At 73.1% G+C, this 25,605-nt stretch carries 23 protein-coding genes; 16 read left to right on the forward strand and 7 right to left on the reverse strand.

Annotated elements, in window-relative coordinates; genetic code table 11:
• Positions 1–661 precede the first annotated feature (661 nt).
• Entirely contained in the window at positions 662–1,126 is a 465-nt protein-coding gene (locus MXD60_RS19250) for a PP2C family protein-serine/threonine phosphatase (protein WP_248820735.1), read from the forward strand.
• 37 nt (positions 1,127–1,163) lie between these two features.
• Here MXD60_RS19250 and MXD60_RS19255 read toward each other — a convergent pair whose 3' ends face one another.
• From MXD60_RS19255 to MXD60_RS19265, 3 genes are all read right to left on the reverse strand, one after another.
• Positions 1,164–1,631: a MerR family transcriptional regulator gene (locus tag MXD60_RS19255; protein ID WP_248820713.1), complete on the reverse strand. Its 468-nt coding sequence runs from the start codon at positions 1,629–1,631 to the stop codon at positions 1,164–1,166.
• 44 nt (positions 1,632–1,675) lie between these two features.
• Positions 1,676–3,514, reverse strand: coding sequence for an MFS transporter (locus MXD60_RS19260; protein WP_248820714.1), 1,839 nt, complete (start codon positions 3,512–3,514; stop codon positions 1,676–1,678).
• Between the two features lie 152 nt (positions 3,515–3,666).
• Positions 3,667–4,602, reverse strand: a complete 936-nt coding sequence (locus MXD60_RS19265; protein ID WP_248820715.1) for an LLM class F420-dependent oxidoreductase — start codon at positions 4,600–4,602, stop codon at positions 3,667–3,669.
• Positions 4,603–4,869: 267 nt separating this feature from the next.
• Between MXD60_RS19265 and MXD60_RS19270 the strand changes: the two genes are divergently transcribed.
• The 7 genes from MXD60_RS19270 (at position 4,870) to mctP (ending at position 12,024) form a co-directional block, all read left to right on the forward strand.
• Positions 4,870–5,904 (forward strand): ABC transporter ATP-binding protein, encoded by a 1,035-nt coding sequence (locus MXD60_RS19270; RefSeq protein WP_248820716.1) that lies wholly within the window; start codon positions 4,870–4,872, stop codon positions 5,902–5,904.
• Complete coding sequence (locus tag MXD60_RS19275; protein ID WP_248820717.1) at positions 5,901–6,701, forward strand: ABC transporter permease; 801 nt, start codon at positions 5,901–5,903, stop codon at positions 6,699–6,701. The genes MXD60_RS19270 and MXD60_RS19275 overlap by 4 nt, the downstream gene beginning before the upstream one ends.
• 26 nt (positions 6,702–6,727) lie before the next feature.
• Positions 6,728–8,026: a sensor histidine kinase gene (locus MXD60_RS19280; protein WP_248820718.1), complete on the forward strand. Its 1,299-nt coding sequence runs from the start codon at positions 6,728–6,730 to the stop codon at positions 8,024–8,026.
• A complete protein-coding gene (locus MXD60_RS19285) occupies positions 8,023–8,628 on the forward strand; it encodes a response regulator transcription factor (RefSeq protein ID WP_248820719.1) in 606 nt (201 codons plus the stop codon). The genes MXD60_RS19280 and MXD60_RS19285 overlap by 4 nt, the downstream gene beginning before the upstream one ends.
• Before the next feature lie 339 nt (positions 8,629–8,967).
• On the forward strand, positions 8,968–9,630 hold the full coding sequence (locus MXD60_RS19290; protein ID WP_248820720.1) for a GOLPH3/VPS74 family protein: 663 nt from the start codon (positions 8,968–8,970) through the stop codon (positions 9,628–9,630).
• 292 nt (positions 9,631–9,922) lie between these two features.
• Positions 9,923–10,282, forward strand: a complete 360-nt coding sequence (locus MXD60_RS19295; RefSeq protein ID WP_248820721.1) for a DUF3311 domain-containing protein — start codon at positions 9,923–9,925, stop codon at positions 10,280–10,282.
• On the forward strand, positions 10,279–12,024 hold the full coding sequence (gene mctP, locus MXD60_RS19300; protein ID WP_248820722.1) for a monocarboxylate uptake permease MctP: 1,746 nt from the start codon (positions 10,279–10,281) through the stop codon (positions 12,022–12,024). Before MXD60_RS19295 ends, mctP begins: the two co-directional genes overlap by 4 nt.
• Here the strand turns inward: mctP and MXD60_RS19305 are convergent.
• Positions 11,955–12,395 carry a VOC family protein gene (locus MXD60_RS19305; RefSeq protein WP_248820723.1) on the reverse strand — a complete coding sequence of 147 codons (441 nt, stop codon included), beginning with the start codon at positions 12,393–12,395 and terminating at the stop codon, positions 11,955–11,957. The genes mctP and MXD60_RS19305 overlap by 70 nt on opposite strands.
• Positions 12,396–12,551: 156 nt before the next feature.
• On the opposite strand from MXD60_RS19305, the gene MXD60_RS19310 reads away from it, so the two are divergent.
• Both MXD60_RS19310 and MXD60_RS19315 read left to right on the forward strand, forming a co-directional pair.
• Positions 12,552–13,793 (forward strand): M20 metallopeptidase family protein, encoded by a 1,242-nt coding sequence (locus tag MXD60_RS19310; RefSeq protein WP_248820724.1) that lies wholly within the window; start codon positions 12,552–12,554, stop codon positions 13,791–13,793.
• 133 nt (positions 13,794–13,926) lie between these two features.
• Positions 13,927–14,472 carry an NUDIX hydrolase gene (locus tag MXD60_RS19315; RefSeq protein WP_248820725.1) on the forward strand — a complete coding sequence of 182 codons (546 nt, stop codon included), beginning with the start codon at positions 13,927–13,929 and terminating at the stop codon, positions 14,470–14,472.
• Between the two features lie 15 nt (positions 14,473–14,487).
• Here the strand turns inward: MXD60_RS19315 and MXD60_RS19320 are convergent, their stop codons facing one another.
• The 3 genes from MXD60_RS19320 to MXD60_RS19330 form a co-directional block, all read right to left on the reverse strand.
• Positions 14,488–15,339 (reverse strand): NAD(P)H-binding protein, encoded by an 852-nt coding sequence (locus MXD60_RS19320; RefSeq protein ID WP_248820726.1) that lies wholly within the window; start codon positions 15,337–15,339, stop codon positions 14,488–14,490.
• A 103-nt stretch (positions 15,340–15,442) separates the two neighbouring features.
• A complete protein-coding gene (locus tag MXD60_RS19325; protein ID WP_248820727.1) occupies positions 15,443–16,054 on the reverse strand; it encodes a TetR/AcrR family transcriptional regulator in 612 nt (203 codons plus the stop codon).
• A gap of 31 nt (positions 16,055–16,085) precedes the next feature.
• Positions 16,086–17,675, reverse strand: coding sequence for an MFS transporter (locus MXD60_RS19330; protein ID WP_248820728.1), 1,590 nt, complete (start codon positions 17,673–17,675; stop codon positions 16,086–16,088).
• Positions 17,676–18,008: 333 nt separating this feature from the next.
• Here MXD60_RS19330 and MXD60_RS19335 point away from each other — a divergent pair, with 333 nt between their 5' ends.
• From MXD60_RS19335 to MXD60_RS19360, 6 genes are all read left to right on the forward strand, one after another.
• Positions 18,009–19,073 carry an isopenicillin N synthase family dioxygenase gene (locus MXD60_RS19335; protein WP_248820729.1) on the forward strand — a complete coding sequence of 355 codons (1,065 nt, stop codon included), beginning with the start codon at positions 18,009–18,011 and terminating at the stop codon, positions 19,071–19,073.
• Complete coding sequence (locus tag MXD60_RS19340) at positions 19,070–20,392, forward strand: bifunctional o-acetylhomoserine/o-acetylserine sulfhydrylase (protein ID WP_248820730.1); 1,323 nt, start codon at positions 19,070–19,072, stop codon at positions 20,390–20,392. Before MXD60_RS19335 ends, MXD60_RS19340 begins: the two co-directional genes overlap by 4 nt.
• A gap of 78 nt (positions 20,393–20,470) precedes the next feature.
• A complete protein-coding gene (locus MXD60_RS19345) occupies positions 20,471–20,662 on the forward strand; it encodes a hypothetical protein (protein WP_248820731.1) in 192 nt (63 codons plus the stop codon).
• A gap of 39 nt (positions 20,663–20,701) precedes the next feature.
• Positions 20,702–21,463 carry a GNAT family N-acetyltransferase gene (locus tag MXD60_RS19350; RefSeq protein ID WP_248820732.1) on the forward strand — a complete coding sequence of 254 codons (762 nt, stop codon included), beginning with the start codon at positions 20,702–20,704 and terminating at the stop codon, positions 21,461–21,463.
• A gap of 448 nt (positions 21,464–21,911) precedes the next feature.
• Complete coding sequence (locus tag MXD60_RS19355) at positions 21,912–22,388, forward strand: pyridoxamine 5'-phosphate oxidase family protein (RefSeq protein ID WP_248820733.1); 477 nt, start codon at positions 21,912–21,914, stop codon at positions 22,386–22,388.
• A 2,541-nt stretch (positions 22,389–24,929) separates the two neighbouring features.
• The gene (locus MXD60_RS19360) at positions 24,930–25,394 is read left to right on the forward strand and encodes a helix-turn-helix transcriptional regulator (protein ID WP_248820734.1); all 465 of its coding nucleotides are present in this window, start codon (positions 24,930–24,932) and stop codon (positions 25,392–25,394) included.
• The last annotated feature ends 211 nt before the right edge of the window (positions 25,395–25,605 follow it).

Here is a 25,605-nt window from a genome sequence, read left to right on the forward strand (position 1 = left end):
ATGACGCACCCGGTCGGCCGGGCAGGCCGCCCGCCCAGCGTCACCGCCGCGGTGAACCGCGTGGTCGTCGGCCTGCTGCCGCTGCTCATGCTCGGCATCGTCGTCGGGCTGCAACTGGCCGACAAGGAGTGGACCGTCCTGGAACTGGCGGTTCTCAGTCCGATGCTCGCCGCCACCTTCGCCGGGCCGCGCCTGACCGCGTTGTACGGGGTGCTGGCCGTCCTCGCGGGGGTGCTGCTGGGCCTGCACGACGACCTGTTCGGCAAGGCCGGTGGCGGTCCCGCCGCACAGTCGGTGCGGGTCGGCGGCGTGGCAATGGGGGCGGTGCTGGCCGTGCTCGTCAGCCGGTGCAACACCCGGCGGGAGACGAAGCTGCTGAACGTCACCCGGGTGGCGGAGGTCGCCCAGCATTCGATCCTCACCCCCGTGCCGCGTTCGGCCGGGGGGCTACGGTTCGCCGCGCGCTACGAGAGCGCCGCCGCCGAAGCCGTGATCGGCGGGGATCTGTACGAGGTGGTCGAGACGCGTTGGGGCACCCGGATGCTGGTCGGGGACGTCCGCGGCAAGGGGCTCGACGCGGTGCGCATCGCGAGTCGGGTGCTCAGCTGCTTTCGGCTGGTCGGCCCGGCAGGCGGAGGACCCGCGGGCCGTCCTCGCCGCTCTGGACGCCGAGGCCGCGGAGGTCCGCGGGCCCGACGACTTCGTGACCGCCGTCGTCGGCCAGCTCCAGGGGCGGTGCCTGCGGCTGGTCAACGCGGGGCACCCCGACCCGCTGCTGGTGCGCGGCGGACGGGCCCGACCGCTCGAGATGGCACTGCGGCTGCCGCCGTTGGGGCTGCTGTCCGCGGAGGACAACACCACCGAGGTGACGTTGCGGGCGGCCGACCGGCTGCTGCTCTACACCGACGGCATCACCGAGGCCCGCGATCCCGCGACCGGCCAGTTCCTCCCGTTGGTGCCGGCAGTGGAGGCGGCGTTCGCCGGAGCCGACCTCGACGAGGCGGTCGACGGCCTGGTGGAGCGGGTGCGGGCCTGGACCCATGCGGCGCAGCGCGACGATGCGGCACTGCTGGCCATGGAGCTGCCCGCAGCGGAATGCTTCGCCGCGGGCCGCCCAGCTGAGTGAGCTGCCGGCAGACGCACGCCGACGGCCTGGTCGCCGGTCAGGACGAGTGGACGACCGCGTCGCCGAGCAGGCGCTCGGTGCGGGCGAGACGCTCGTCGATCTCGTCCCGGAAGGCGGTCAGCCTGCTGACCTTCTCGTCCACCTCGCCGCGCAGCCGTTGGTAGGCGGCCTGCGCCTCCAGCAGGAGCCGCAACCGGTCGCCGTCGTCGGAGGCGGCCCGGTACTCCAGCCGGACCTGGGTGAGGCGGTCCTCCGAGCTCAGGATCGCGCGGATCTCGTCGAGGTTGAAGCCGAGCAGCGTCTGCAGCTCCCTGATCCGGCGGACCCTGGCCAGGTCCGGTTCGGCGTAGAGCCGGTTGCCGCCCGAGGTCCGCCCGGACGGCGTGATCAGGCCCATCTCCTGGTAGTACCGCAGTGCCCGCACCGACACCCCGAGCTCCTGCGCTGCCTGACCGATGCCGAGCAGCCCCTGTGCCGTCTTCGTCGTCGCGTCCGTGTCGCCCATCACGTGATTGTTCCGCATGACGCCGCCCCGCGCGGTTCTGGCCATTACCGTTCGGCGCTCAGCGCGCCGGCGGCGGGCAGGGCGATGCCGGCGCCCTCCTCCAGGGCCGCGGCCGCGCCGGCGCCGGTGAGGCCGATCCCGGCGTCCTCGCGCAACGAACGGTGCACCTGCGGGGCGCCGCGCCCACGCAGCCAGGACAGCACGGCGCCGAGGACGCAGGAGGCCGCGCCGAAGGCGAAGGCGAGGCGCAGTCCGTCGCCGAACGGGCCGGAGATGAGGTGCGGGAAGAACGTCTGGCCGGTGACGAAGTGCGCCTTCGCCGGGTCCAGGGCGTTCAGGGTGTCCGGCCCGAGCAGCGTCTGGCTCGGGTTGTAGCCGAGGAACGCGGCGAACAGGCTGCCGATCGGCGGCAGGTTGGCCAGTTCGTGCGCCTTGGCCACCGGCACGCCCTGGCCGGTGAGGCCGGAGAACATCGCGTCGGGCAGGCTCGCGGCAAGCCTGAGCACGATGATCGTGAAGAAGATACCGATGGACAGCACACCAGCCGAGTTCTGGAAGGTGCTGAGCATGCCGGCGCCGGCGCCGCGCTCGGCGGGCGGCAGGGTGTTCATCACGGCGCTGGTGTTCGGCGCGGCGAACAGACCCATCGACAGGCCCATCAGCCCGAGGACAAGCGCGAAGGACCAGTAGCTGAAGTCGATCGGCAGGACGTCGAACAGCCCGAACGAGGCGGCGGAGACGAGCAGGCCGACGGTGGCGAACGGGCGTGCGCCGTAGCGGTCGGACATCCGCCCGGCGAGCGGCCCGGCGATCAGGAAGCCGACGGTCAGCGGGACCATGTAGACACCGGCCCACAGCGGGGTCCGCTCGAAGCTGTAGCCATGCAGCGGCAGCCAGATCCCCTGCAGCCAGATGATCAGCATCAACTGCAGGCCGCCGCGGGACAGCGCGCCGAGCAGGGTGGCCAGACCGCCCATGAGGAAGCCGCGGTGGCGGAACAGCTGCAGCCGGAACATCGGATCGTCGACGCGCAGCTCGATGACGACGAAGGCGATCAGGACGGCGAGCCCGCCGAACATGCAGATCAGCACGAACGGCCTGGTCCAGCCCATGGTGTGGCCGCCGAACGGCTGCAGGCCGTAGATGATGCCGGTGAGGATCGCGACGAGCCCGACCGCGAAGGTGATGTTGCCGGCCCAGTCGATCCGCGCCGGGGTGCGCATCCCGTTGTCGCGCAGCTTCAGGTACGCCCAGACGGTGCCGAAGATCCCGAACGGCACCGAGACCAGGAACACCAGGTGCCACTCGATCGGCGCGAGGACGCCGCCGATCAGCAGGCCGAGGAACGACCCGCCGATCACCGCGACGCCGTTGACGCCGAGGGCGAAGCCCCGCTCGTGCTCGGGGAACGCGTCGGTGATGATCGCGCTGGAGTTCGCGAACAGGAACGAGCCACCGACCCCCTGCCCGACCCGCATCAGGATGAGCCACCAGGCGGCCGCCGTCCCGTGCATCCAGGTGACGGCGAGCAGGATCGAGAACAGTGTGAAGATCGCGAAGCCGAGGTTGTACATCTTTACCCGGCCGAACATGTCGCCGACCCGCCCGAGGCTCACGACGAGCACGGACGTGACGATCAGGAAGCTCATCATCACCCAGAGGAAGTACGAGGTCTTCCCGGGCGAGAGCGGGTCGATCCGGATGCCTCGGAAGATGTCCGGCAGGGCGATGAGCAGGATCGACGTGTTGATCGTGACCATCAGCGTGCCGATGGTCGTGTTCGACAGCGCGATCCACTTGTAGGAGTCTCGTCCGGACTGCGTCGGGACGGCGCGGGCCCCGATCGGCGCGAGGCCACCGCCAGCGGTGTCAGGGGTCGTCACGACACAGGAGGCTAGCTCCTCCATCTAACGTCAGCGGTAGATGTGATAAGAGTCACATACCGTTGTCGCGCAGGCGTAACAGTCGAAACTTCGCGCCTTCGGGCAACCCCGAAGGACTGTGCCGGCGGTCCTGGACCGCCGACACAGTGCGCTCAGACGTGCGGGAGCACCTCGGCGGCGATCAGATCGAGGTGGTCGAGATCCTCGAGGTCGAGGACCTGTAGATAGACGCGGGAGGCGCCGGCGCCGTCCGGCCCGAACTCGGCCAGTCTCGCGAGGATCTCCGCCGGGGTGCCGACGAACCCGTTCGCCCGCAGCTCGTCGACGTCGTGCCCGATCCGCTCGGCGCGGCGCGCCAGCTCCGCGTCGGTCCGCGCGCACACCACGACGTTGGAGGTGGAGTACACCAGGTCATCCGGTGCGCGTCCGGCCGCGGCGGCGGCCTCCCGGACCCGGGCGAACCGCTCGCCGATGACGTCGGCGGGGGCAAAGGCGGCGTTGAACTCGGCCGCGTACGCGGCGGCGAGCGCCGGGGTCCGCCGGCGGCCAGCGCCGCCCATGATGATCGGCGGGCCCGGGCGCTGCGCCGGCTTCGGCAGCGCGGGACTGTCGGCGAGCTGGTAGTGCACGCCGTCATAGGAGAACGTCTCCCCCTCCGGAGTGCCCCACAGCCCGGTGATGATCGCGAGCTGTTCGGCGAGCCGGTCGAAGCGCTCCGCGACCGGCGGGAACGGCACGCCGTACGCCGCGTGTTCCGCGTCGAACCAGCCCGCGCCGAGTCCCATCTCGATCCGGCCGCCGCTCATCGCGTCCGCCTGCGCGACCGCGACCGCGAGCGGTCCGGGCAGCCGGAAGGTCGCGCTGGTCACGAGCGTGCCGAGCCGGATGCGGGAGGTCTCCCGCGCGAGGCCCGCCAGCGTCACCCAGGCGTCCGACGGACCTGGCGACGGATCGCCCGGTCCAATCCGCAGAAAGTGGTCGGAGCGGAAGAAGCCGTCGAAACCGGCGTCCTCCGCGGCCCTCGCCACGGCGAGCTGGCGCTCGTACGACGCCCCCTGCTGGGGCTCGATGAAGATGCGCAGATCCATGGCCCCAGCCTTACAAACGGTTCCCGCCACCACAGCGCCGCCCCCACCGTCCGCAGCCGATCACCCACCGGCCGGATCGCGGAACAGGCAGAACCACGAGCCGGACAGGCTCAGGACACGGACACGACACGGACACGACGCAGACACGGCGCAGACGCGCGCCGGGCACGGGCAGAGACAGGCAGGGGCCGGATCGTGACAACTGTCATGGCGCACCGATGACGGTCATGACTGGGGCGCCGCGCCGATCCGCGGAATCCTTCCTTCATGACCAGGCACTCCTCCCCGCCCGGCGAGCTGCCCACCGCGGCCGGCCTCGCCCCCGGCGCGGCCCCGGCGCCGACGCCCAGCGTGCACCTCGTCGGCCTGCGCAAGCGCTACGGCGATGTGCAGGCCGTCGACGGCGTCGACCTGGCGATCGCCCCGGGTGAGATCGTCGCCCTGCTCGGGCCGAACGGCGCCGGCAAGTCCACGACCATCGACATGCTGCTCGGGCTGACCCGCCCGGACGAGGGCGAGGTCCAGCTGTTCGGCCGGACCCCGCGGCAGGCCTGCGTCGCCGGACTCGTCGGCGCGATGCTGCAGAACGGCGGCCTTCGTCCGGAGATCACCGTGCGGCAGATGCTCACCTCCGTGGCCGCGCTGTATCCACGCGCGCTGGCGCCTGACGAGGTGCTCGCGCGGGCCGGCGTGAGCGAACTGGCCGACGCCCGCACCAACCGGCTCTCCGGCGGGCAGCGCCAGCGCGTCCGCTTCGCGCTCGCGCTGCTGCCGGACCCCGATCTGATCGTGCTTGACGAGCCGACGGCGGCGATGGACGTCGAGAGCCGCCGGGCCTTCTGGACGGCGATGCGCGCCTGGGCGGCGGCGGGCCGGACCGTGCTGTTCGCCACCCACTATCTGGAGGAGGCCGACGACTTCGCCGACCGGATCGTCCTGCTGCGCCGCGGCCGGGTCATCGCCGACGGTCCGACGACCGAAGTCAAGGCGCTGGTCGGCGGGCGCACGATCCGCGCCACGCTGCGCGGCCTCGACGCGGGGGCGCTCGCCGCGCTCGGCCGGCTGCCCGGCGTCGCGCACGTCGAGGGCCGCGGCGAGTCGATCAGCCTGTCCTGCCCGGACAGCGACGCGGCCCTGCGGGCACTGCTTGCGGCGTTCCCGGGGGTCGAGGACATCGAGGTCGTCGGTGCCGGTCTCGAGGATGCCTTCGTCGCCCTGACCGCCGACAGCACCGACGACACCGGCACCGCCCCGATCCCAGCCGGACGCACGGCCACGAGCCAGACGGAGACCACGCGATGACCCTCTCCTCGACCACTCCCGACGCCGGCACGGCTCCGCCGGGACCGACCATGGCCTGGGCGACCACCTCGCTTCGGTACATGCGCTCCGAGATCACCCACGCCTGGCGCAACACGCGGCTACTGATCTTCACTCTGCTGATGCCGATCCTGCTGTTCTCGGCGTTCAGCGCCTCCAGCGAGGGCGACCACATCGGTTCCCTCGACGTCGCCCCCTACATCATGATCAGCATGGCATCGTTCGGCGCGATGAACGCCGTGCTCGGGACCGCCGGGCGGATCTCGGTGGAGCGCTCCATCGGCTGGAACCGGCAGCTGCGGCTCACCGCGCTGTCCGGGCCGCAGTACGTGATCGGCAAGGCGGCGATCGGCTTCACCATCGCGATCCTGCCGATCATCGCGGTGTTCGTCGCTGCCCGCGCGACCCGCGGGGTGAGCCTGTCCGCCGGCACCTACCTGGGCGCCGGTGCCTCGATCCTGCTCGGCCTCATCCCACTCGGCGGCTTCGCGATCTGGCTGGGATACCTGGTGCGGCCGGAGAGCATGCAGGCGATCACCGGCGGGGTGTTCAGCCTGCTGGCACTGGCCGGCGGCATCTGGGTGCCGGTGGAGAACTTCCCGCACTGGCTCGCCGATATCGTGAAGCTGCTCCCGATGTACTGGTCGGCGCAGGCGGGCCGCGCGGTGCTCGAGGGCGGCTGGATCGGCATGCGCGGCCTGGTCACCCTGGCGATCTGGGCGGTCGTCCTCGGCGCGATCGGCGGCCGCGCCTACCTGCGCGACCAGCTCCGCGCCTGAAACCGCGCCCGGTACAGGGAGGCGAGATGGGGACTGCGCAGGCCGGCGCGATGCGTCGCTGGCTGCTCACGTCGATGCCGACGCCGACGCCGACGCCGACGCAAGGCCGGCCGGGGATGGATGCCTGGCGCTGGCGGCGCGTCTCGGGCGTCTTCCTGGTCTACCTCGGCTACGCCGTCTCGGACATGTTCGCGCTGCACGACAGCGCGATCGTCATCGCGTACGGCGGCGTCATCCTGGTCGCCTTCTGCGTGCTCTACATGTGGGCCCTCCCCCTCGCGGTCTTCCACGGCCGGCTGGACCTTCGCGCGCCGCTGCTGGCTGGCATGACCGCGTGCATCGTCGCGTACCTGCCGGTCGTCGGCGGTGGTGGCCTGGTCATGACGGTCTATCTCGCCGTGGCGCTCACCCTGGTGGTGGCGCCGGTCGCCTCGATCCCGATGGTGCTCGGGATCGCCGCCGTGGACACCTGGCTGCCCCAGCACATCGGTTGGTGGCGGGCGAACGGCCCGCAGTGGTCGCTGTGCGCGCCGGTGCTGTTCGCCGCGCTGACGATGCACGTGATCCGCAGCGGCGCCCGCAACCAGGCCGAGCTGCGCCGGGCCAACCTGGAGATCGAACGGCTGGCGAAGGAACAGGAACGGCTGCGGATCGCCCGCGACCTGCACGACCTGCTCGGCCACGCGCTCACCACGATCACGGTGAAGGCCGAGCTCGCCTCCAAGCTCGCCCACCGGGACCCGCTTCGGGCCGCCGACGAGATGGCCCAGGTCGCCGCGCTGGGCCGGCAGAGTCTCGCCGACGTGCGGGCGACCGTCGCCGGCTACCGGGAGGTCAGCCTCGTCACCGAACTCGCCGCCGCCCGCCAGGTGCTGGCCGCGGCGGGCATCCGCGGGGAACTGCCGGCGTCCGTGGACGAGGTTCCCGGGGGCCTGCGGGAGCTGTTCGGCTGGGTGCTCCGCGAGGGCGTGACCAACGCGGTGCGGCACAGCGGTGCCAGCCATTTCCGGGTCACCGTCGACGGCGGCGCCATCGAGATCGTCGACGACGGTCGCGGCCCTGCCGAGTCGCGCCGGACGGACGGCGCGGGCCTCGCGGGCCTCGCCGAACGGGTGCGCGCCGCCGGCGGTCGCCTGGAGTTCGGCCCCGCGCACCCGGGCAGCTCGGCACCGGGCTTCCGCCTGCGGGCCGCCGCCCCGCTCCCACCGACGCCGACGACCCGGGACCCGGCCGGCTCCCCGGCGGCGACCACCACCAGGGGCAGGGACGCAGCCGGGGACAGGGACGCGGCCGCCGGCCGCGCGGCCCTCCTGGGCAAGCCATGATCACCGTGCTGCTGGCCGACGACCAGCATCTTGTTCGCGGGGCGCTCGCCGCGCTGCTGTCGCTGGAGGACGACATCGAGGTCGTCGGGCAGGTCGGCCGGGGCGACGAGGTCGTCCCCCAGGTCGCCGTGCTGCGCCCCGACGTGGTGCTGATGGACGTCGAGATGCCCGGCATCGACGGGCTCGCCGCCGCCGCGGCGGTGCGGGCCACCGCCCCCGCCACCCAGGTGCTCGTCGTCACCACGTTCGGCCGCACCGGCTACCTGCGCCGCGCGATGGAGGCGGGCGCGCTCGGCTTCGTCGTCAAGGACGCCCCGGCGGACGCCCTCGCGGACGCGATCCGCCGGGTCGCCCGCGGCGAGCGGGTGGTGGACCCGACGCTGGCCGCCGCCACCCTCGCCGGCGGGGCGAGCCCGCTGACCGGGCGGGAACGTGACGTCCTCGTCGCCGCCCGCGACGGCGCCACCGTCGCCGACATCGCCGGGCGGCTGTTCCTGTCCGAGGGCACCGTCCGCAACTACCTCTCGGCCGTGATCGCGAAGACCGGCACCCGCAACCGCATGGAGGCGCTGCGCGCCGCCGAGGACTCCGGCTGGCTCTGACCGCCCGGCAGCGCCGGGCGGCCCGCGGTCACCCACCGTGCCCGGCGGCGCCAGGGCCGCACCGGAAGCGTGATGTATGGGTCCCTCTGGGCGACAATGCGGGCGCCAACTCGACCAGAAGGACCCACCTGCCCCCTCAGCCTGCACGGTCACCACCAGCGGTAACGGTAGGTGACGCCCAGGTCGATCGTCTCTTCGTGACCGCCGGAGGGTGGCCTGTCGGGTCGGCGACCTTGAGGTTGCGATTCGGCGGGGCGGGAATGATCCTCGAACTTCGTCACTGGCTCAGCCCGCGACGATCTCCGACGGCCCGCGACGATCTCCGAGGGGATGACGGCCATGCTGCTCGCTGAGGACCTGCTGCTGCTCGCGCTCGATCCGCAGACCGGGACGCCGGTGAACTCCTCGCGCGACCCGCTGAAGGTCGCGCTGAGTGGGGCGCTGATCGCGGAGCTCGGGCTGCTCGGGCTCATCGCCGAGGACGGGCGGCGCCTCGCCCCCATCGGCGCGCCGCCCGACCATCCGCTGCTGGCCGACACCCACGCGCTGCTCGGCACCGTGCGCGGCCGGCGGGCGGCCGACCAGCTCGGCAGGATGGACCGGGCGCTCGGCGGGGTGTGGGGGCGGGTCGTCGACCCGCTGGTGGACGCCGGGGTACTCGGGCGGCGCCGGGACCGGGTGGTCATCGTGACCGTCACCCACCATCCGGTGCTGCGTCCCGAGGTGCGCGACGAGGTGGTCCGCCGCCTGCGGGCGGCCGCGACCGGCGACGGCCCGTTCGACCCGCGCACGGCGACGGTGCTCGCGCTGTCCGGGCCTTCCCGGCTGCTGGAGGTCGTCGCGCCGCAGCGCGCCGACCGCCGGCACGCCAAGGACCGGATCAAGGAGGCGACCGAGCAGGCGCCGGTCGCCGCGATCGTGAGGAAGGTGATCCAGGAGGCCCAGGCGGCCGCCGCCACCGTCGCCGCGACCGCGAGCACGACCGCGGCGACCTCCGGCTGACCCAGCCGGGACACGTCACGGGAAGCCAGCCCGATGTCGCGTCTGTAGGGGCAAAACGGATGCCGAGCCCACCAGAAGCGACAGGTGGCCGCTCGGGTCCGCACCCGACGCCAGCCCGCCCAGCCGCCGCGGCCCCCTCCCCCAGCCGCGCACGCCCGGCCGCCCGTACCCAGCCGTGAGATCACTTGGAGCCCACAGCCAGGGGATCGTGCCCGCTCGGCCGCACACCCTGCGCACCCTAGAGTGGCGAACCGACCACTTTGGGTATGGCTCGGCGCGGGAGCGACTGCGAATGACCGAAGACCGCCGCGCCAGCGAGCGCGGCCAGCGCAAGGGCCCCGCGCACCTCGACCGGACCGGGCGCGGCCATCGGCGGCGCGGCGCCCGCCGGCCGGCGGATTCCCGTCTCGCCATCGCACCGCTCGCCCGGATGGCCACCGCGGTCGTCCTCGGGTGCCAGATCGCCGCCGTGCTGCTGGTCGGCACCTACGCGCGGCGCGGGCCCCGGCTGTGGGGCGTGCCGTTCTTCTACTGGTACTCGCTGCTGTGGCTGCTCATCGGCGCCGTCGGGATGGCGGGCTGCGTCTGGTTGCTGAGCCGCGCCGAGGCCACCCGCTCGGGCGCTTCGGGCGACGACGGGCGGCGGGCATGAGCGCGCCGGCCGCGGCGGGCGCCCCGACGGGAGGATTTCACGGCGCGCAGTTCGCGGTGTTCGCCGTGCTGCTCGCCGCGGTGGCCGTGCTCGGCTTCGTCGCGACCCGGTGGCGCCGTGCCGGCCCGGGGGCGCTGGCCAGCCTGGACGACTGGGGGCTCGCCGGGCGTGGGTTCGGCGGGTTCGTCGCGTGGTTCCTCGTCGGCGGCGACATCTTCACCGCGTACACGTTCGTCGCGGTGCCCGGGGCGATGTACGCGGCGGGCGCGGTGTCCGGGTGGTACGCCGTCGCGTACACCACGCTGGTCTGGCCGGTGGTGTTCGTCCTGATGCCCCGGCTGTGGACGTTGTCGCACCGGCACGGCTACGTCACGCCGGCCGACCTGGTCCGCGGCCGTTACGGTTCGCGCTCGCTCGCGCTCGCCGTCGCCGTCACCGGGATCGTGGCGACCATGCCCTACATCGCCCTGCAGCTCGTCGGCATGCAGGCGGTGCTGGAGGTGATGGGCGTCGGAACGGACCGTGGCAACGCGCTCGTGCGGGACCTGCCGGTGATCATCGCCTTCGGGGTACTCGCCGTGTGCACCTACACGGCGGGCCTGCGGGCGCCGGCGCTGATCGCGTTCGCGAAGGACCTGCTCATCTACCTCGTGGTGGCGGTGGCGATCATCGTCATCCCGCACCGGGTCGGCGGCTTCGGCGCGGTCTTCGACGCGGCCGAGGGCAAGTTCGACGCCGCGAACACCGCGGCCACCGCCGCCGGCCGGCACCCGACGGCGGTGTTCATCCCCGGGCCGAAGGACTTTCTCGCCTACGGCACCCTCGCACTCGGCTCGGCGATGGCACTGTTCATGTACCCGCACGCGATCACCGGGGTGCTGGCGACCCGCTCCCGCGAGGTCATTCGCCGCAACACCGCGGTCCTGCCGCTCTACACGCTGCTGCTCGCCTTCCTGGCGCTGCTCGGTTACGTGGCGATCGCCGCCGGGGTGCACACGACCAACCCGCGGCTCGCGATCCCGCTGCTGTTCGACCAGGAGTTCCCGGCCTGGTTCGCCGGTGTCGCGTTCGCCGCGATCGCGGTCGGCGCGCTGGTCCCGGCCGCGATCATGTCGATCGCCGCGGCGAACCTGTTCACCCGCACCGTGTACGTCGGCCACCTGCGCCCGGCGGCGACGGCGGCCGAGGAGGCGAAGGTCTCGAAGATCGCGTCCCTGCTGGTCAAGGCGGGGGCGCTGGTGTTCGTCCTCGGCCTGGACACGCAGAACTCGATCAACCTGCAGCTGCTCGGCGGGGTGTGGATCCTGCAGACCTTCCCCGCGGTGGCACTCGGACTGTGGCGCCCGCGGCTGCACCGCCGGGCGCTGCTCGGCGGCTGGCTGGTCGGCATGGTCTACGGCACGCTGATGGCGTACGAACAGCACAGTCCGCTCGCCCACCATTTCGGCGGATCGCTGGCGACCGTGCCCGGTCTCGGCCGGGCCGGGTACATCGCCGTGACGGCGTTCGCGCTGAACCTCGTCATCGCCATCGTCGGCAGCGTGGCGCTGTGGCTCGCCGGCGTTCCGAACGGCCCCGACGCGACCGCCGGCCCGGACGCGACCGCCGGCCCGGACACGACCGCCGGCCCCGACACGACCGCCAGCCCGGACCTGCCGGCACCGCGGACGGGTCAGCCTGCTCCCGCCGCCGGACCCACCTCGTCGCCGCCCACCTCGTCGCCGCCCACCTCGTCGTCATAGGTGCTGATCTCGATCAGGTTGGCGTCGGGATCGCGCACGTAGACGCTGGTGATCGGCCCGGTTGCGCCGGTACGCGCGATCGGGCCCTGCTCCACCTGCACGCCGAGCGCGTCCAGGTGGGCCCGCACCTCGTCCAGCGGCAGCCCGCTGACCAGGCAGAGATCCACCGAGCCGGGGATGGGCCGGGCCGCCTTCGGCTCGAACTCGTGCCCGGCGGCGTGCAGGTTCAGCTTCTGCCGGCCGAAGGCGAGGGCACGGCGGCCACCGCGGAAGGTCACCGGGGTCATCCCGAGGACCCGCGCATACCAGTCGACGGTGCGTTCGACGTCCGTCACGGTCAGCACAAGGTGGTCAATCCGGTCGATGTCCACCTCCGCAGTATCCGCCGGCGGCGACGCCCGGCGCCCCACGATCGTCACCGCTGGCGCGCACACTGAGTGCAACGGTCGAGGTCTTCCGCCCGCGGGGCCGGCCGCCGGTCCACGGGCCGGCGGGTGACCTCGGCGCCCGCGACGGCGAGGAGGGGCATGTCGGTTCTCGAGGACGCCCAGGTCATGGCCGGTGACCTGGCCGAGCTGCGCCGCCGCCTGCACCGCGAGCCGGAGATCGGGCTGGACCTGCCCCGGACGCAGGAGAAGGTGCTCCACGCGCTCGACGGCCTCCCTCTGGAGGTCACCCTCGGCCGAACCCTCAGTTCGGTGACCGCCGTGCTGCGCGGCGGGGCGGGGCCCGGCACCCGGGCGCCGGCGGTGCTACTGCGCGGCGACATGGACGCGCTGCCAGTCCAGGAGCTCACCACCCACGCGCACGCGTCGGTCTTCGACGGCGTCATGCACGCCTGCGGCCACGACCTGCACACGGCCATGCTGGTCGGCGCCGCCCGGCTGCTGGCCGAGCGCCGCGACCGGCTGCCCGGCGACGTCGTGTTCATGTTCCAGCCCGGCGAGGAGGGCTGGGAGGGCGCCCGGCACATGATCGACGAGGGGGTGCTCGACGCGGCCGGCCCGCGGGTGTCGGCGGCGTACGCGCTGCACGTGTTCTCCGCGGCGCTGCCGCGGGCCCAGTTCTGCGGCCGCGCGGGGGCGATCACCTCGGCGTCGGCGATGCTGCGGGTCACCGTGCGCGGCGAGGGTGGGCACGGGTCGATGCCGCACCGCGCGAGTGACCCCGTCACCGTCGCCGCGGAGATGGTGCTCGCGTTGCAGTCGATGGTGACCCGCCGGTTCGACGTGTTCGACCCGGTGGTGATCACCGTGGGGGTGCTGCGGGCCGGTACCCGCCGGACCGTCATCCCCGACGAGGCGGTCTTCGAGGCGACCGTGCGGACGTTCTCCGCCGAGACCGGGCAACGGGTGGAGCGGGAGGCCCGCCGGGTGCTCGACGGCATCGCGGCGGCACACGGTGTCGGGGTGGACGTCGAGTTCGTCCCCGAACGGCCCGCGACGGTCAACGACGCGGCCGCGGCGACGCTCGCCGCCCGCGCGGTGGCCGAGACGTTCGGCGAGCGCCGCTACACCGAGCTCGCGCATCCGCTGGCCTGCTCGGAGGACTTCTCCCGGGTGCTCACGAGGGTGCCGGGCAGCCTCGTCGCGATCGGCGCCGCAGTGGCCGGCGCCGATCCGCGCACGGCGCCGTTCAACCACAGCCCGCGGGCCCGGTTCGACGAGACGGTGCTGCCCGACGGCGCCGCCCTGTACGCGGAGCTCGCCATCCGTGCCCTCGGCACCGCGTCCGCCCCGGAACCGGGAACCGCCCTCGGACGGCACTGATCCCGCCGGCCGCGACGGCCGGAAATGGCGCCCGGCGTGCCATCATGGGATGGCCGGCAGGAACGCTGTCAGCGGCGGGCCCTGCTCTGGCGAAGGCCGACTTCACCTACCGACGACGAATAAGGAACAAAGATTGAACGATCGGGTGATCTCCCTGGTCCGGGACTATCTGGTCGCGTATCCCGCGGAGGCCGAGGCGTTGACGCCGCTGCTCGATCTGGCGTCCGCCAGCTCGCCGGTCACCGCCCGCACGACGCTGCCCGGGCACGTGACCTGCGGCGCGGTGGTGGTGGACACGACGTTCCGGGTGCTGCAGATCCACCACCGCGTGCTGGACCGCTGGCTGTTCCCGGGCGGCCACGTCGAGCGTGAGGACGCCACCCTCGCGGGTGCCGCGCTGCGGGAACTCGCCGAGGAGACGGGTGTTCACCCCTCGACGGCCCGGCCGCTGCGCGAGCTGCCCATGGACATCGACGTCCATGTCATTCCCGAGAATCCCGCCCGGGCCGAACCAGAACACACACATTACGACTTTCGATTTGTTTTTCAGATTCAGCGGTCGCATTCACCGGGCACGGTGGACCTGCGTCTCGACGAGGTGACCGACCACCGCTGGCTGCCGGTCGCGGACCTACCCGGCCCAGCCGGGGCGAGGATCACCTCGATCCTCGCCGGCTGAGCCGCGGGCGGGCCCTCAGGCCGCGGTGAAGTCTGCCGCGTGGTCCGCCACCCAGGTGGCGAACGTCCGGGCCGGGCGGCCGGTGACGGCCCGCACGGTGTCGGTGACCTGAGCCGGGACGCCGACCTGGTCCCGCTGGTAACCGAGCAGCGCGTCGACGACGCCGGCGGCGGCCGGGCCACCGAACCGGGCCAGCATCTCCGCGCGCGCCTCGTCCGGGGGGATCTCCGCCAGGCGGACCGGCCGGCCGACGGTCTGCCCGATCAGGTCGAGCTGGGCGCGCCTGGTCAGCGACTCCGGTCCGGTGAGGGCGTAACGGGCGCCCTCGTGGCCGGGCTGCAGCAGCGCAAGGACGGACACCGCCGCGATGTCCCGCTCGTGGATCGGCGCGGCGTGGGACTCCGGATAGGTCTCGCGCACCACCTCGCCGGCGCGGATCGTCGGCGCCCAGGCCAGCGCGTTCGTCGCGAACGCCCCCGGCCGCACGAAGGTCCACGCCAGCCCGGACGCGGCGATCGCCTCCTCGACGACCGCGTGCCTGCGGGCGATCTCGTTCGACGCGCCCTCCTGCTCGGTCGACAGGGAGGACAGCAGCACGATCCGGTCGACCTTCGCCGCCGCCGCGGCGGCGAGAACCCCTTCGACGCCCTCGGGCGAGGCGTAGAGGAACACGGCGCCCACGCCATCGAGCGCGCCCTGGACCGACTCGGGTCGGGCCAGGTCGGCGCCCACCACCTCGACCCCCGCCGGCACGTCCACCCGCGCCGGCTCGCGGCTGGCGACCCGCACCGGCACACCCTCGGCCAGCAGGTCATCGACCACCGCACGGGCGACCGCGCCGCGCCCGCCCGTCACCAGAACCGTCATGCGCCACCACGCTCCTGTGTCCGTTCGAGGCACCGATCTGGCGCCCCGTCCAGCCTCCACCCTGAACACGGGTTGAGGTCAAGGCACTGCGCCGGGCGCCGGGTCAGTCGGGTCGCACGCTCGTGGCGGTGGGGCCGAGGGCGGCGAGCACGAGGCCGGCGAAGCGTCGCCACACCTGCGGGTCCCGGTTGCCGAGATCGACCAGGGCCCGGGCGCAGCCGGTGCTCAGAATCCGCACGTCGAGGGCGGTGACGTCGGCGCGCAGCGCCCCGCGATCGCGGGCGGCGTCGACGATGCGTCCCAGCGTCTCGAGGGAGGCCGTCGTCGCCGCGCGCAGCTCCTCCCTCGGCATTACCTCGGCGAGCAGGACCGGGTCGTGCACGAGCCGCTGGAACAGGTCGTCCAGGAAGTCGCGCAGGGCGAGGTAGGGGTCCTCCTCGGCCGCGGCCTGGGCGACGCGGGCGTCGACCCAGCGGATCTGGTGCTCGGCGACGGCCTGGACCAGCGCGTCCTTGGTGGGGTAGCTGCGGTAGACCGTGGCCTTGCCGACGCCGGCCCGGGCCGCCACCTCGGTCACGGTGGCGGTGAGGCCCTTCTCGGAGAACACCTCGATCGCGGCCGCCATGATCTGCTCGTGATTGCGCCGGGCGTCGGACCGGCGCGCCGACCAGTCGGGATCCGCGCGGCCAACCGCGCCGTCCGGCAGGGAAACCATGACCACAGCATGCCCGACCGACCGGCTCAGCTCACGCAGGATCCAGGTCGGAGACCGGCGTGACGACCGTCGGCGCGGGAATCACCTCGGGATTCACCAGCAGCTCCGCCGCGGAGTCCGGCGCGCCGACCACCGGGATCGCGGCCGCCGGCTCCGCCCGGCCTCGGCGCGGGATGAACACCGCGGCGAGCGCCCCGCACAGCAGGCCCGCGCCGCCGAGCAGGTACGCGTCGGTGAACGCGCTGTTCGTCGGCAGCGTCCGGCCGGCGGGCACGCTGGAGGCCAGCAGGGTGGCGACGACCTGGGAGCCCAGCGCGGAGCCCACCGAGCGCACGACGGTGTTGACCCCGGTGGCCTGCCCGGTCATCTCGGCCGGGACCGAGGTCACGATGATGTTCGGCACCGCCGCCATGGCCAGGCCGATGCCACCGAAGAGCACGATCGTGAGCGCGATCACCGACCCCTCGCTGCCGTGTTCGGCGCCGAGCACGCCGAGGCCGACCGCCGAGACCGCCATGCCGATCAGCAGCAAGGCCCGGGAGCCGAGCCAGAGGCTGAGCCGCCCGGCGAAGGTCGCGGTGACCAGCATCGCCACGCAGCCCGGCAGCAGCAGCAGGCCGGCCTCGGTGGCGCCCAGGCCGAAGCCGTAACCGGAGGACGTCGCGGTCTGGGCCATCTGCGGGACGATCACGAACGCGCCGAACGTGCCAAAACCGATCATCAGCGTCGCGAGGTTCGTGGTCAGCACCGGTAGCCGGCCCAGCACCCGCATGTCGACCAGCGGCTCGTCGACCCGGCGCTCGTAGAACCCGAACACGACCAGCACCACGGCGCCGAGGACCAACAGGCCGATGGTGCGCAGAGCGCCCCAGCCCCAGCTCGAGGTCTCGGTCAGGGCGATGAGCGGAGCGGTGAGGCCGACGGCGAGCAGGACGACACCGACCAGGTCGATCCGGCCGGGGGTGCGCACACCGGTGTCCGGCAGGCGCAGAGCACCGATCGTGGCGGCGCCGGCCATGATCGCACCCGCCCAGAAGATCCACTGCCAGGAGGCGTGGTCGAGCAGCAGCCCGCCCATCAGCAGCCCGGCGCCCGCGCCGATGCCCGCGATCGCGGAGATCACCCCCAGCGCACCCGGGCGACGCTCCGCCGGGAACGTGTCGTGGATGAGTCCGAAGCACAGCGGGAAGATCCCGCCGCCGACCCCCTGGATGACCCGGGCCACGACCAGCACCCAGATGTTGGGCGACAGCGCCGCCAGCACGCTGCCGGCGCCGAAGCCGACGAGCGACACGATCAGCATCCGGCGCTTGCCGACCATGTCGCCGAGCCGGCCGATCACCGGCGTGAGCAGCGCGGCCGCGACCAGGTAGGCGCTGAACACCCACGACACGTTCTGCGTCGAGGTGTGCAGCGCGCCGCTGAGCTCGCCGAGGCCGGGCACCACCGCGGTCTGGGCCAGCGAGTACGCCGCCGCGGCCAGCGCGAGGACACCCAGGTTCCCCCCGCCGCGCGACCGTGTCCCGGCGCCACTGCCCCGGGCGGTGCCGCCCGCCGTCCCCCGCGCCGCCTCGGTCACGGTTGATCCCGCTGTCGTCGATTCCGTCGCTCTGCTGGTCATCGGCCCCATCCCGCACCCGAAGAAGTGAACTGCACAGTCCGGTTGTGCGTACCCAGCTTAACCGGACCTTGGGGTCCACTTCGAGCCCTCGCGACGGTCGCCCCTGGTGGGCCCGGCTGCTGGACCGCTGCCGAGGACCGGATCTACCGTGGTCCGATGCCAGCCACCGAGGCCCTCGTCAGCCGTCGACACGTGGACCACGCGCGGGTGTCGAGCGCGCTGTGTCGCGGTCCGCGTCCTGCCGCGGCCGGGTGCCGCCGGGCCGCGACCTCGCCTCGCTGATCACTCCGACCAACCGGCCGCGCCCGCGGGCGCGGCCGGTCTGGAGCCCGCATGAGTCTGCTGCCCTCACTCGACATCGGCCCGTTCCTCGCCGGCACCGCCGGACGCGCGGCCTTCCTCGACGCGCTGCGCCACGCCTGCCACGGTCCCGGCTTCTTCTACCTGACCGGGCACGGCGTCCCGGTCGCGCAGACCGACGCCGTGCTCGAGGTGAGCCGCCGCTTCTTCCAACTGCCGGCGGCGGCGAAACTGGAGATCGAGAACATCCACTCGCCACACTTCCGCGGCTACACCCGGCTCGGCCAGGAGATCACCCGCGGCAGCGCCGACCTGCGCGAGCAGATCGACATCTCCGACGAACGCCCACCCCGGACCCTCGGCCCGGACGATCCGCCCTACCTGCGCCTCGACGGGCCGAACCAGTGGCCGCGGCCGGTGCCCGAACTGCGCGGCGCGGTGCTCGGCTACATGGCCCGGCTCGGCGGCCTGTCCCGGCTGCTGGTGCGGGCCTTCGCCGAGTCGCTGGGCCTGCCCGCCGACCACTTCGACCGGTCGTTCGCCCACGAGCCCCGGTCGCACCTGAAGCTGATCCGCTACCTGGCCCCGGCGGGCGAGCACCCCGCGGCCCACGACCAGGGGGTCGGCGCGCACAAGGACGGCGGGTTCGTCACGTTCGTCCTGCAGGACGACGTCCGGTCGCGGACGGGCGACGGCCGGCGGCCCGCGAGCCCCGGGCTGCAGGTCGCGGACGGCGCGGGCGGCTGGCTGGACGCGACACCCCGGCCCGGGTCCTTCATCGTGAACGTCGGCGAGATGTTCGAGCTGGCCACCCGCGGCTACTACCGGGCCACGGTGCACCGGGTCGTCAGCCCACCGCCAGGCCACGAGCGGCTGTCCGTGGCGTTCTTCTTCGGCCCGCGACTGTCGGCGACGCTCGAACCGGTGCCACTGCCGGCCGAGCTGGCCCGCGAGATCGGTGATCCGCCGCCCCCCGACCCGGACAATCCGATCTTCGCGCAGCACGGCGAGAACACCCTCAAAAGCTGGCTGCGCAGCCATCCGGAGGTGGCCCGCCGCTACTACGCCGACGTCGAACCGCCGAAGGGACACCCGTGACGACCTCCCCGACCGGACGGAGCTTCGAGACCCGCCAGCTCCACGCCGGGACCGCGCCGGACCCCGCGACCGGCGCCCGCGCCGTGCCGATCTACCAGACCACGTCGTTCGTGTTCGACGACACGAAGCACGCCGCCGACCTGTTCTCGCTGGCCGAGGTCGGCTTCACCTACACCCGGGTGGTCAACCCCACCCAGGACGCCTTCGAGCGGCGGGTCGCCGACCTCGAAGGCGGGGTGGCGGCGCTCGCGACGGCCAGCGGCCAGGCGGCGATCACCCTGGCGCTGCTCAACCTGGCCGGCGCCGGCGACCATCTGGTCTGCGCGGCCTCGCTCTACGGCGGCACGTACGCGCTGCTCCGGTACACCCTCGCCGAGTTCGGCATCACCACGACGTTCGTCGAGGACCCGGACGACCTGGCCGCCTGGCGCGGCGCGATCCGGCCGAACACCGTCGCGCTGTACGGCGAGACGATCGGCAACCCGCGCGGCAACGTCCTGGATCTCGCGGGCATCGCCGAGCTCGCCCATGGCGCCGGGCTGCCCCTGATCGTCGACAACACCCTCGCGTCGCCGTACCTCGCCCGCCCGCTGGAACATGGCGCGGACATCGTGGTCCACTCGGCGACCAAGTTCATCGGCGGGCACGGGACGTCGATCGGCGGGGTCATCGTCGACGGCGGGCACTTCGACTGGGCCGGCGGGCGCCATCCCCGCTTCACCACCCCGGACCCGGCCTACAACGGCCTCGTCTTCCACGAGGCGTTCGGCGAGAGCGCCTACCTCGTGCGGGCCCGCACCCGGCTGCTACGCGATCTTGGCCCGGCGCTGTCGCCGACGAACGCGTTCCTGCTGCTCCAGGGGCTGGAGACGTTGTCACTGCGGATGGAGCGGCACAGCGCCAACGCCGCCGCGATCGCCGGCTGGCTACAGGACCGTCCCGAGGTGGAGTGGGTGGCCTATCCGGGGCTGGCATCGAGCCGCTGGCACGAGGCGTCGCGGCGCTACCTGCCGCAGGGGGCCGGGGCGGTGCTCGCGTTCGGCATCCTGGGCGGCGAGGACGCCGGCCGGGCCTTCCTCGAGGGCCTGGCGCTGCACAGCCATCTGGCCAATGTCGGCGACGTCCGCTCGCTGGCGATCCACCCGGCTTCCACGACCCACGCCCAGCTCACGCCGGCCGAGCAGATCGACAGCGGGGTCACGCCGGGCCTGATCCGACTGTCGGTCGGCATCGAGGGCGTCGCCGACATCATCGCCGACCTGGAGCAGGGTTTCCGTGCGGCCAAGGGGCACACGGCTGGCACGTCCCGGCAGCCCTGATGGTGCCAGCTTGGGATGAAATGGACGGTTTGTCGGGTTAGCCCCCCGGTCGGCCGGCGACAACGCACGGACGTCGGGTTGGCCGTCCGGACGGGGCGGGGTGCGCCGCCGCGCACCGGCGGCCACCCGGCGCCCGGCCTCGTGAGCGACGAGGCCCGCCTGCTCACCGAGATCCGTGACCTGCCCGCCGGTGCCGAGGCCAACCCCGGCCCGGCCGCGACCGACCGGACCGGGACCGACCTGGAAGGCGCGGGCGGCCCGGTGCGTTGACTTCCCGGCGGGCCCGACGCGGCCAGCGGGAGGAATGCTGTGAGCATGCGACATGTTCTGGACAATCCCGTCCGGGCAGCCCTGCTCGGACCGCACGCGGATTTCGCCGTCCGCCGCGGTGACGTACTGTGCTACCCGCGCGATGTCTGCCCGTTCGTCGGGCTGCCCGACGAACCGGACGAAGGTACCTGGCGGAATGTGGCCGCCCTGTACGGCCCCGGCGCCCTGGTGCCGTACACCTGCGTCGACGCCACGCCGCCCGCCGGCTGGGAGGCGGCCGGGTTCGGTCCCGGCGTGCAGATGGTCGACGTGGGCGTCGACGCGACACCCGACGCCGAGGCGGTGCCGCTGACCGCGGCCGACGTCGAGGAGATGCTCGACCTGGTTGCCCGGACCCGTCCCGGGCCGTTCCTGCCCCGCACCCTCACCATGGGTACCTACCTCGGCATCCGCCGGGGCGGCGCGCTCGTCGCGATGGCCGGCGAGCGGCTGCACCCGCCGGGCTGGACCGAGATCAGCGCCGTGTGCACCGACCCGGCTCATCAGGGCAACGGGTTCGCGGGCCGGCTCGTCCGGGCGGTCGCCGCCGGGATCCGGGCCCGCGGCGAGCGGCCGTTCCTGCATGCGGCCGCGTCGAACACCCGCGCCATCGCTCTCTACGAGGCACTCGGGTTCGAGGCACGACGGCCGGTCGACTTCCGGGCCGCGTGCGTGCCCGGGGTGCCCGCCCAGGCCGAGGCGCCGCCCGCCGCGCCCGCGCGGGCCGAACCCGGCCAGGCCCCCGCCGGCGACCCTCACTAGCCCGGGCCCCCGCCACCCCCGACGCGCGCGCCAGGCCCGGGCTGGCCGTGGCGGGCCATCGCCGGCCTCCGAGTTCACCGACGGTCAGGGGTCCTCGGCCGTCGTGCGTGGCCGAGGGGGAACGTGGGTCCTTCTGGGCGACGACTCAGGCGCGAATCCGACCAGAGGGACCCACATTCCTTTCTCCCCGGGCAGCCGGTCCAGCTCCGTCACATCGGCGGTCGCGGACCGTGATCGGCGCGGGGGCGGGCCTGCGCCGTGGCGCCGGTCTCCGTGGCGACGCGGGTCGCCAGCCGTCGGGGCGGTGCCGTGCCGGAAAGCCCGTCCAGCGGGCGACGATCGGCCCCTGTCCCGCCCATGGCGAGCACCTACCGTCGAGGGCGGCGTCGCCGAACGGCCCCTGCGCCCCGGCGGTCCGGACGCCCATCGAACGGACGAGGGGAACACGATGACATCGACCGCTGCGGGTGCGACGAACGTAGGTGCGTCGGGGCTCACCGGCGACGGCGGTGCCGTCCTCGATCACGCTGGCTGCGGCGTGCTGCCCGCGGACACCTGTGGATGGCTGCTCGCCGGCGAGCGGGTCGGCCGGGTCGCCTTCCGATCGGACGGCGAGGTCCTGATCCTGCCGGTCAACTACGTGCTGGACGGGGACGCCATCGCCTTCCGCACGGCGGACGGGTCGAAGCTGGCCGTGGCGCTGGAGGAGGCCGCCGTCGGCTTCGAGGTCGACGGGCACGACCCGGTGGCCCGCACCGGGTGGAGCGTCCTGGTCAACGGCAGGGCGGTGCGGGTGACCGACGCGGAGACACTGGCCCGGCTGGAGGCGACCGGACTGGCTCCGTGGGCCAATCGGATCGATCACCCGCACTGGGTGCGGATCCTGCCCGAGTCGATGACCGGGCGGCTCGTCGCCCACGCCTGAAACGATCCCGACACGTCCGCACGGCGGGCGGACAACACCCGCGTGAACCCAGCGGGTTCCGTCCAGAATTGACCACCTGGCGACGCCGTCCGGCTTCATGGCGAAACGGACGGCGGAGCCCGCACCCCCAGCCCTCACCGAAGGTCCCGGACATCACACGAGGCGTCGCCCTCGACGGAGATCAACGGCGACGGGCATCACCGTACGCCCGGAAGTCAACACAATCGGCCACTCGTCGACCGCCGACGCGGAATGCACTTTGAAGCAGTGCACACGGGCAGTGTCCGCCAGAACAAGAAGCGGACAACCTTTTGGCACTCCGTGCCACCGCAACGGCTCCGCGACTGGACCAGCGCCACCCAATTCCGCCAAATGATTTTGAAACTTTCCGGTGGCCGGACGTACCCGAGACCACATTTGCACACGTCGCTGACACAGCCACTCACCATCGCCGCCGTCCGGCGCGGCCCGTCCGCTCGCGGTGCGCACATCGGACAATGCGCGATTGGTGCGCTGACCAGCGCCATCGCAATCGGCGGACGCCGCGCGACGCACTCACGGCGGCGAGCGACGGGCGGGGCGGACGGCCGTATCGGCGAGATCGACCTGGGCGACCGGATGAGCCCGCCGCGTGGTGAACGGAAGGATCGGCCGGCAAACTGCTGAGCCGGCGGCGGAGCACCCGCCATCACCACACGTGGCAGGTCCATCCGGTCACCGGGGCGCGCACTCTGGCAGTGATATGGCCGCATCCCCGCGAGCCGGCGGGAAACCTCGGACGGGCCGTCCCGGAATGCCGCTGGGCTGCCCATCGCGGCCGGGTCGGGGGCCTCGTTCGCACCATGGTCACCCCGGGTACCGCCCGGTGGTCCGGGCGCGTCGAGCCGAGGGCGCCGGCAGCCCGCCCAACCGCCGCATCGACCGGATTCCCCCGCGCTCGCGCGGACTGCTTCGCGACGGACTCCACGCTGGGGTCACCTTCGGTCCATTGCCACCGCGACAATCCCACGTGTGGACTGGGCCGTAAAACCGCGACAACGCGGCGGAAGGATCACCGAACCGTATCCGGACGTCAGACACCCAGCCCTGGCCCGGACCTGGACAAAAATATGCTCCGCATACAGCACACCAGCGGAGATGCGCATCCCGATTTCTCCCGTGACGCACAGCCCCAGCACCTCGCGCAGAGTTTCCCATTACCTTCGACGAAAGAGCCAGGGCCGCCGGGAAAAGCGATAGGAAGAGAGGTTTCCATGGTCTGGGTCACCTCTTCGTCCGACTGTCCGCGGAATCCTCCGAGCACCTTTCATCCGCCGCCGATGCGCCCTCGGCAACGCCGACCCTCCCGTCGTCGGGTAAACGCGTCGCCGCTGGCAGGTTTCAGGTTCACCAACTGGTCCGGACCGGGTTCGGGCGCGCGTCGACCAGGACCGGAAAACGCCGCCGGCAGCCGGCCCGCGGTCCGTGCCACGGCGGCGAAACGGAGCCGGACCCGCCGGCCTCGGCCCGCGCCGGGCGCCGGGCCAGGCCGCCGGTCACGCGGATGTTCAGACCGACGCACCCCGGACGTGCGCTCCGCCGGTCCGGCAACGGGCAGAACCGCTCCGTCCCGGTCGCAACGCCGAACGTCGCCGGCGGCCCGGGTCGCGGCCGCGACCGCCGCGCAGGACGGGACGGCCGTTTTACCCCGGTAAACAGCGCATTTCGGGGCGGTGGGCCCGTGCCCCAGCGTCGGACGAGCATCGGTCGGCGCCGGACCGTACCGGCGCGCGCGACGCCCGTCCGCGCCGGCACCCGCCCTCCGACCGGCGGGTACCGGCGCGTGGCGCCGCCCGCGGGTCGCGGCGGCGCCCCAGTGAGGACGCGGCGGCGCCACGGCGGGGACGCGGCCGGGGCGGTGGCCGTGCGAGCGCGGCGCACGGCGAGGCGAGCGGGCCCGGCGCGGCGACCGCGGCAGCCGACTCCGCCCATTCCAAACCATCGGCACGCACAGATTCCCGTGCATACGGCGGACTCATCGGCCAACGTCATCCCGAATTTACGAAGGGCGGGCGGATAGCCTGCGAGAATCGCTTTCGTCGCCCCTGCCCAGGCCGATCGCCGGCGCGCCCGCGATCGTCGCGCGGAATCTTCGTCCGTGCCCCCGCAAACTGGCGGGTGACGACGCATCAGGCCAGCCACCGGCCCGCCGGGAAGGTGGCGCGCCGCCGAGGTTCAGGACCCTGATCGCGCCTTCCTCGGCCATGAACGTAGCTTCTCGCACATCGGCTCAGACACCATTGACGAGCTGGCCTGTCAGCGGGATAACCTTTTTGACGTAGCCGACCGTGGGGCCCGGCGAAGGGAGGCCGAGTCCGGAGGGGGCTGGAGTGGCGGCGCGTCCACTTCCCCCGGGGCCAGACCATGCCCGGCCGCCCACAAGCGTGGTGTACGGCTGATCTCACGCCCAACCCTCGGATGAATCTGCGCGCGGGCGTCGATTGGCCAGCGGCAGGAGGCCGTGGGGTCGGGTAGACCGGAGTGGACAGGGAGAGGAGCACGATGGCCCCAGTGGTATCGGAGCCGGCAGCGCTGCAGGTGCGCCCGCACCAGGCGGTGACCGCCGGCTTCGAGCGAGCGTCGGGTTCGTTCAGCGCCGACAACCAACCGACCGACGTACGGACCCAGCGGGAGCGGGTCCGCCTCGCCCAGATCGAGCTGCTGGAGCTCAGCGCACAGCTCACGGCGCCGCATCTGCGGCGCCGGATCCTGCGCATCTATTCGCTGCTGCGGACCGAGCCGGCGGCGCCGAACCCGGCGAAGCCGCCGCCCTTCCGGCTCACACTGCGGGAGATGGAGGTCCTCACCCTGGTGGCGACCGGCTGCTCCAACGTCGAGGCGGCGGAGCAGCTCACCATCCGCGCGGAGACCGTCAAGACCTACATGCGCAGCATCATGCGCAAAATGGGTGTACGGAACCGGACCGCGGCGGTCCACCTCGCTCGGCAGATCGGCCTGCTGGACTGACCTCGGGCCGCCCGCAGCGGCGGCCAGCGCAGACCAGGCAGTAGCACCATCGGCAGGTCGATCCGGCCCCGCCCGGCACCGCCCGGACGGCTCGGGCACGATCCGCCGTACCACGCTCCGGCATTCCCTCCATGCCGGATCGTTCACCACTCCGGGACTGGCCTCGGGGGGGGGGGGGGGGGGGGCCCCCCCCGCCGCGCCCCCGCGGGGG

Origin of the sequence: Frankia sp. AgB32 (assembly GCF_023243045.1) — a bacterium.
In the GTDB taxonomy this organism is placed as follows: Bacteria; Actinomycetota; Actinomycetes; order Frankiales; family Frankiaceae; genus Frankia.

Bases quoted from the DNA above. Each gene is read 5' to 3' on its own strand.
- MXD60_RS19325 (WP_248820727.1), bottom strand. From the start codon at position 16,054: ATGGTTTCCCTGCCGGACGGCGCGGTTGGCCGCGCGGATCCCGACTGG.
- MXD60_RS19330 (WP_248820728.1), bottom strand. From the start codon at position 17,675: ATGACCAGCAGAGCGACGGAATCGACGACAGCGGGATCAACCGTGACC.
- MXD60_RS19355 (WP_248820733.1), top strand. From the start codon at position 21,912: ATGACATCGACCGCTGCGGGTGCGACGAACGTAGGTGCGTCGGGGCTC.
- MXD60_RS19265 (WP_248820715.1), bottom strand. From the start codon at position 4,602: ATGGATCTGCGCATCTTCATCGAGCCCCAGCAGGGGGCGTCGTACGAG.
- mctP (WP_248820722.1), top strand. From the start codon at position 10,279: ATGAGCGCGCCGGCCGCGGCGGGCGCCCCGACGGGAGGATTTCACGGC.
- MXD60_RS19280 (WP_248820718.1), top strand. From the start codon at position 6,728: ATGGGGACTGCGCAGGCCGGCGCGATGCGTCGCTGGCTGCTCACGTCG.
- MXD60_RS19310 (WP_248820724.1), top strand. From the start codon at position 12,552: ATGTCGGTTCTCGAGGACGCCCAGGTCATGGCCGGTGACCTGGCCGAG.
- MXD60_RS19335 (WP_248820729.1), top strand. From the start codon at position 18,009: ATGAGTCTGCTGCCCTCACTCGACATCGGCCCGTTCCTCGCCGGCACC.
- MXD60_RS19285 (WP_248820719.1), top strand. From the start codon at position 8,023: ATGATCACCGTGCTGCTGGCCGACGACCAGCATCTTGTTCGCGGGGCG.
- MXD60_RS19320 (WP_248820726.1), bottom strand. From the start codon at position 15,339: ATGACGGTTCTGGTGACGGGCGGGCGCGGCGCGGTCGCCCGTGCGGTG.
- MXD60_RS19275 (WP_248820717.1), top strand. From the start codon at position 5,901: ATGACCCTCTCCTCGACCACTCCCGACGCCGGCACGGCTCCGCCGGGA.
- MXD60_RS19360 (WP_248820734.1), top strand. From the start codon at position 24,930: ATGGCCCCAGTGGTATCGGAGCCGGCAGCGCTGCAGGTGCGCCCGCAC.
- MXD60_RS19295 (WP_248820721.1), top strand. From the start codon at position 9,923: ATGACCGAAGACCGCCGCGCCAGCGAGCGCGGCCAGCGCAAGGGCCCC.
- MXD60_RS19290 (WP_248820720.1), top strand. From the start codon at position 8,968: ATGCTGCTCGCTGAGGACCTGCTGCTGCTCGCGCTCGATCCGCAGACC.
- MXD60_RS19270 (WP_248820716.1), top strand. From the start codon at position 4,870: ATGACCAGGCACTCCTCCCCGCCCGGCGAGCTGCCCACCGCGGCCGGC.
- MXD60_RS19255 (WP_248820713.1), bottom strand. From the start codon at position 1,631: ATGGGCGACACGGACGCGACGACGAAGACGGCACAGGGGCTGCTCGGC.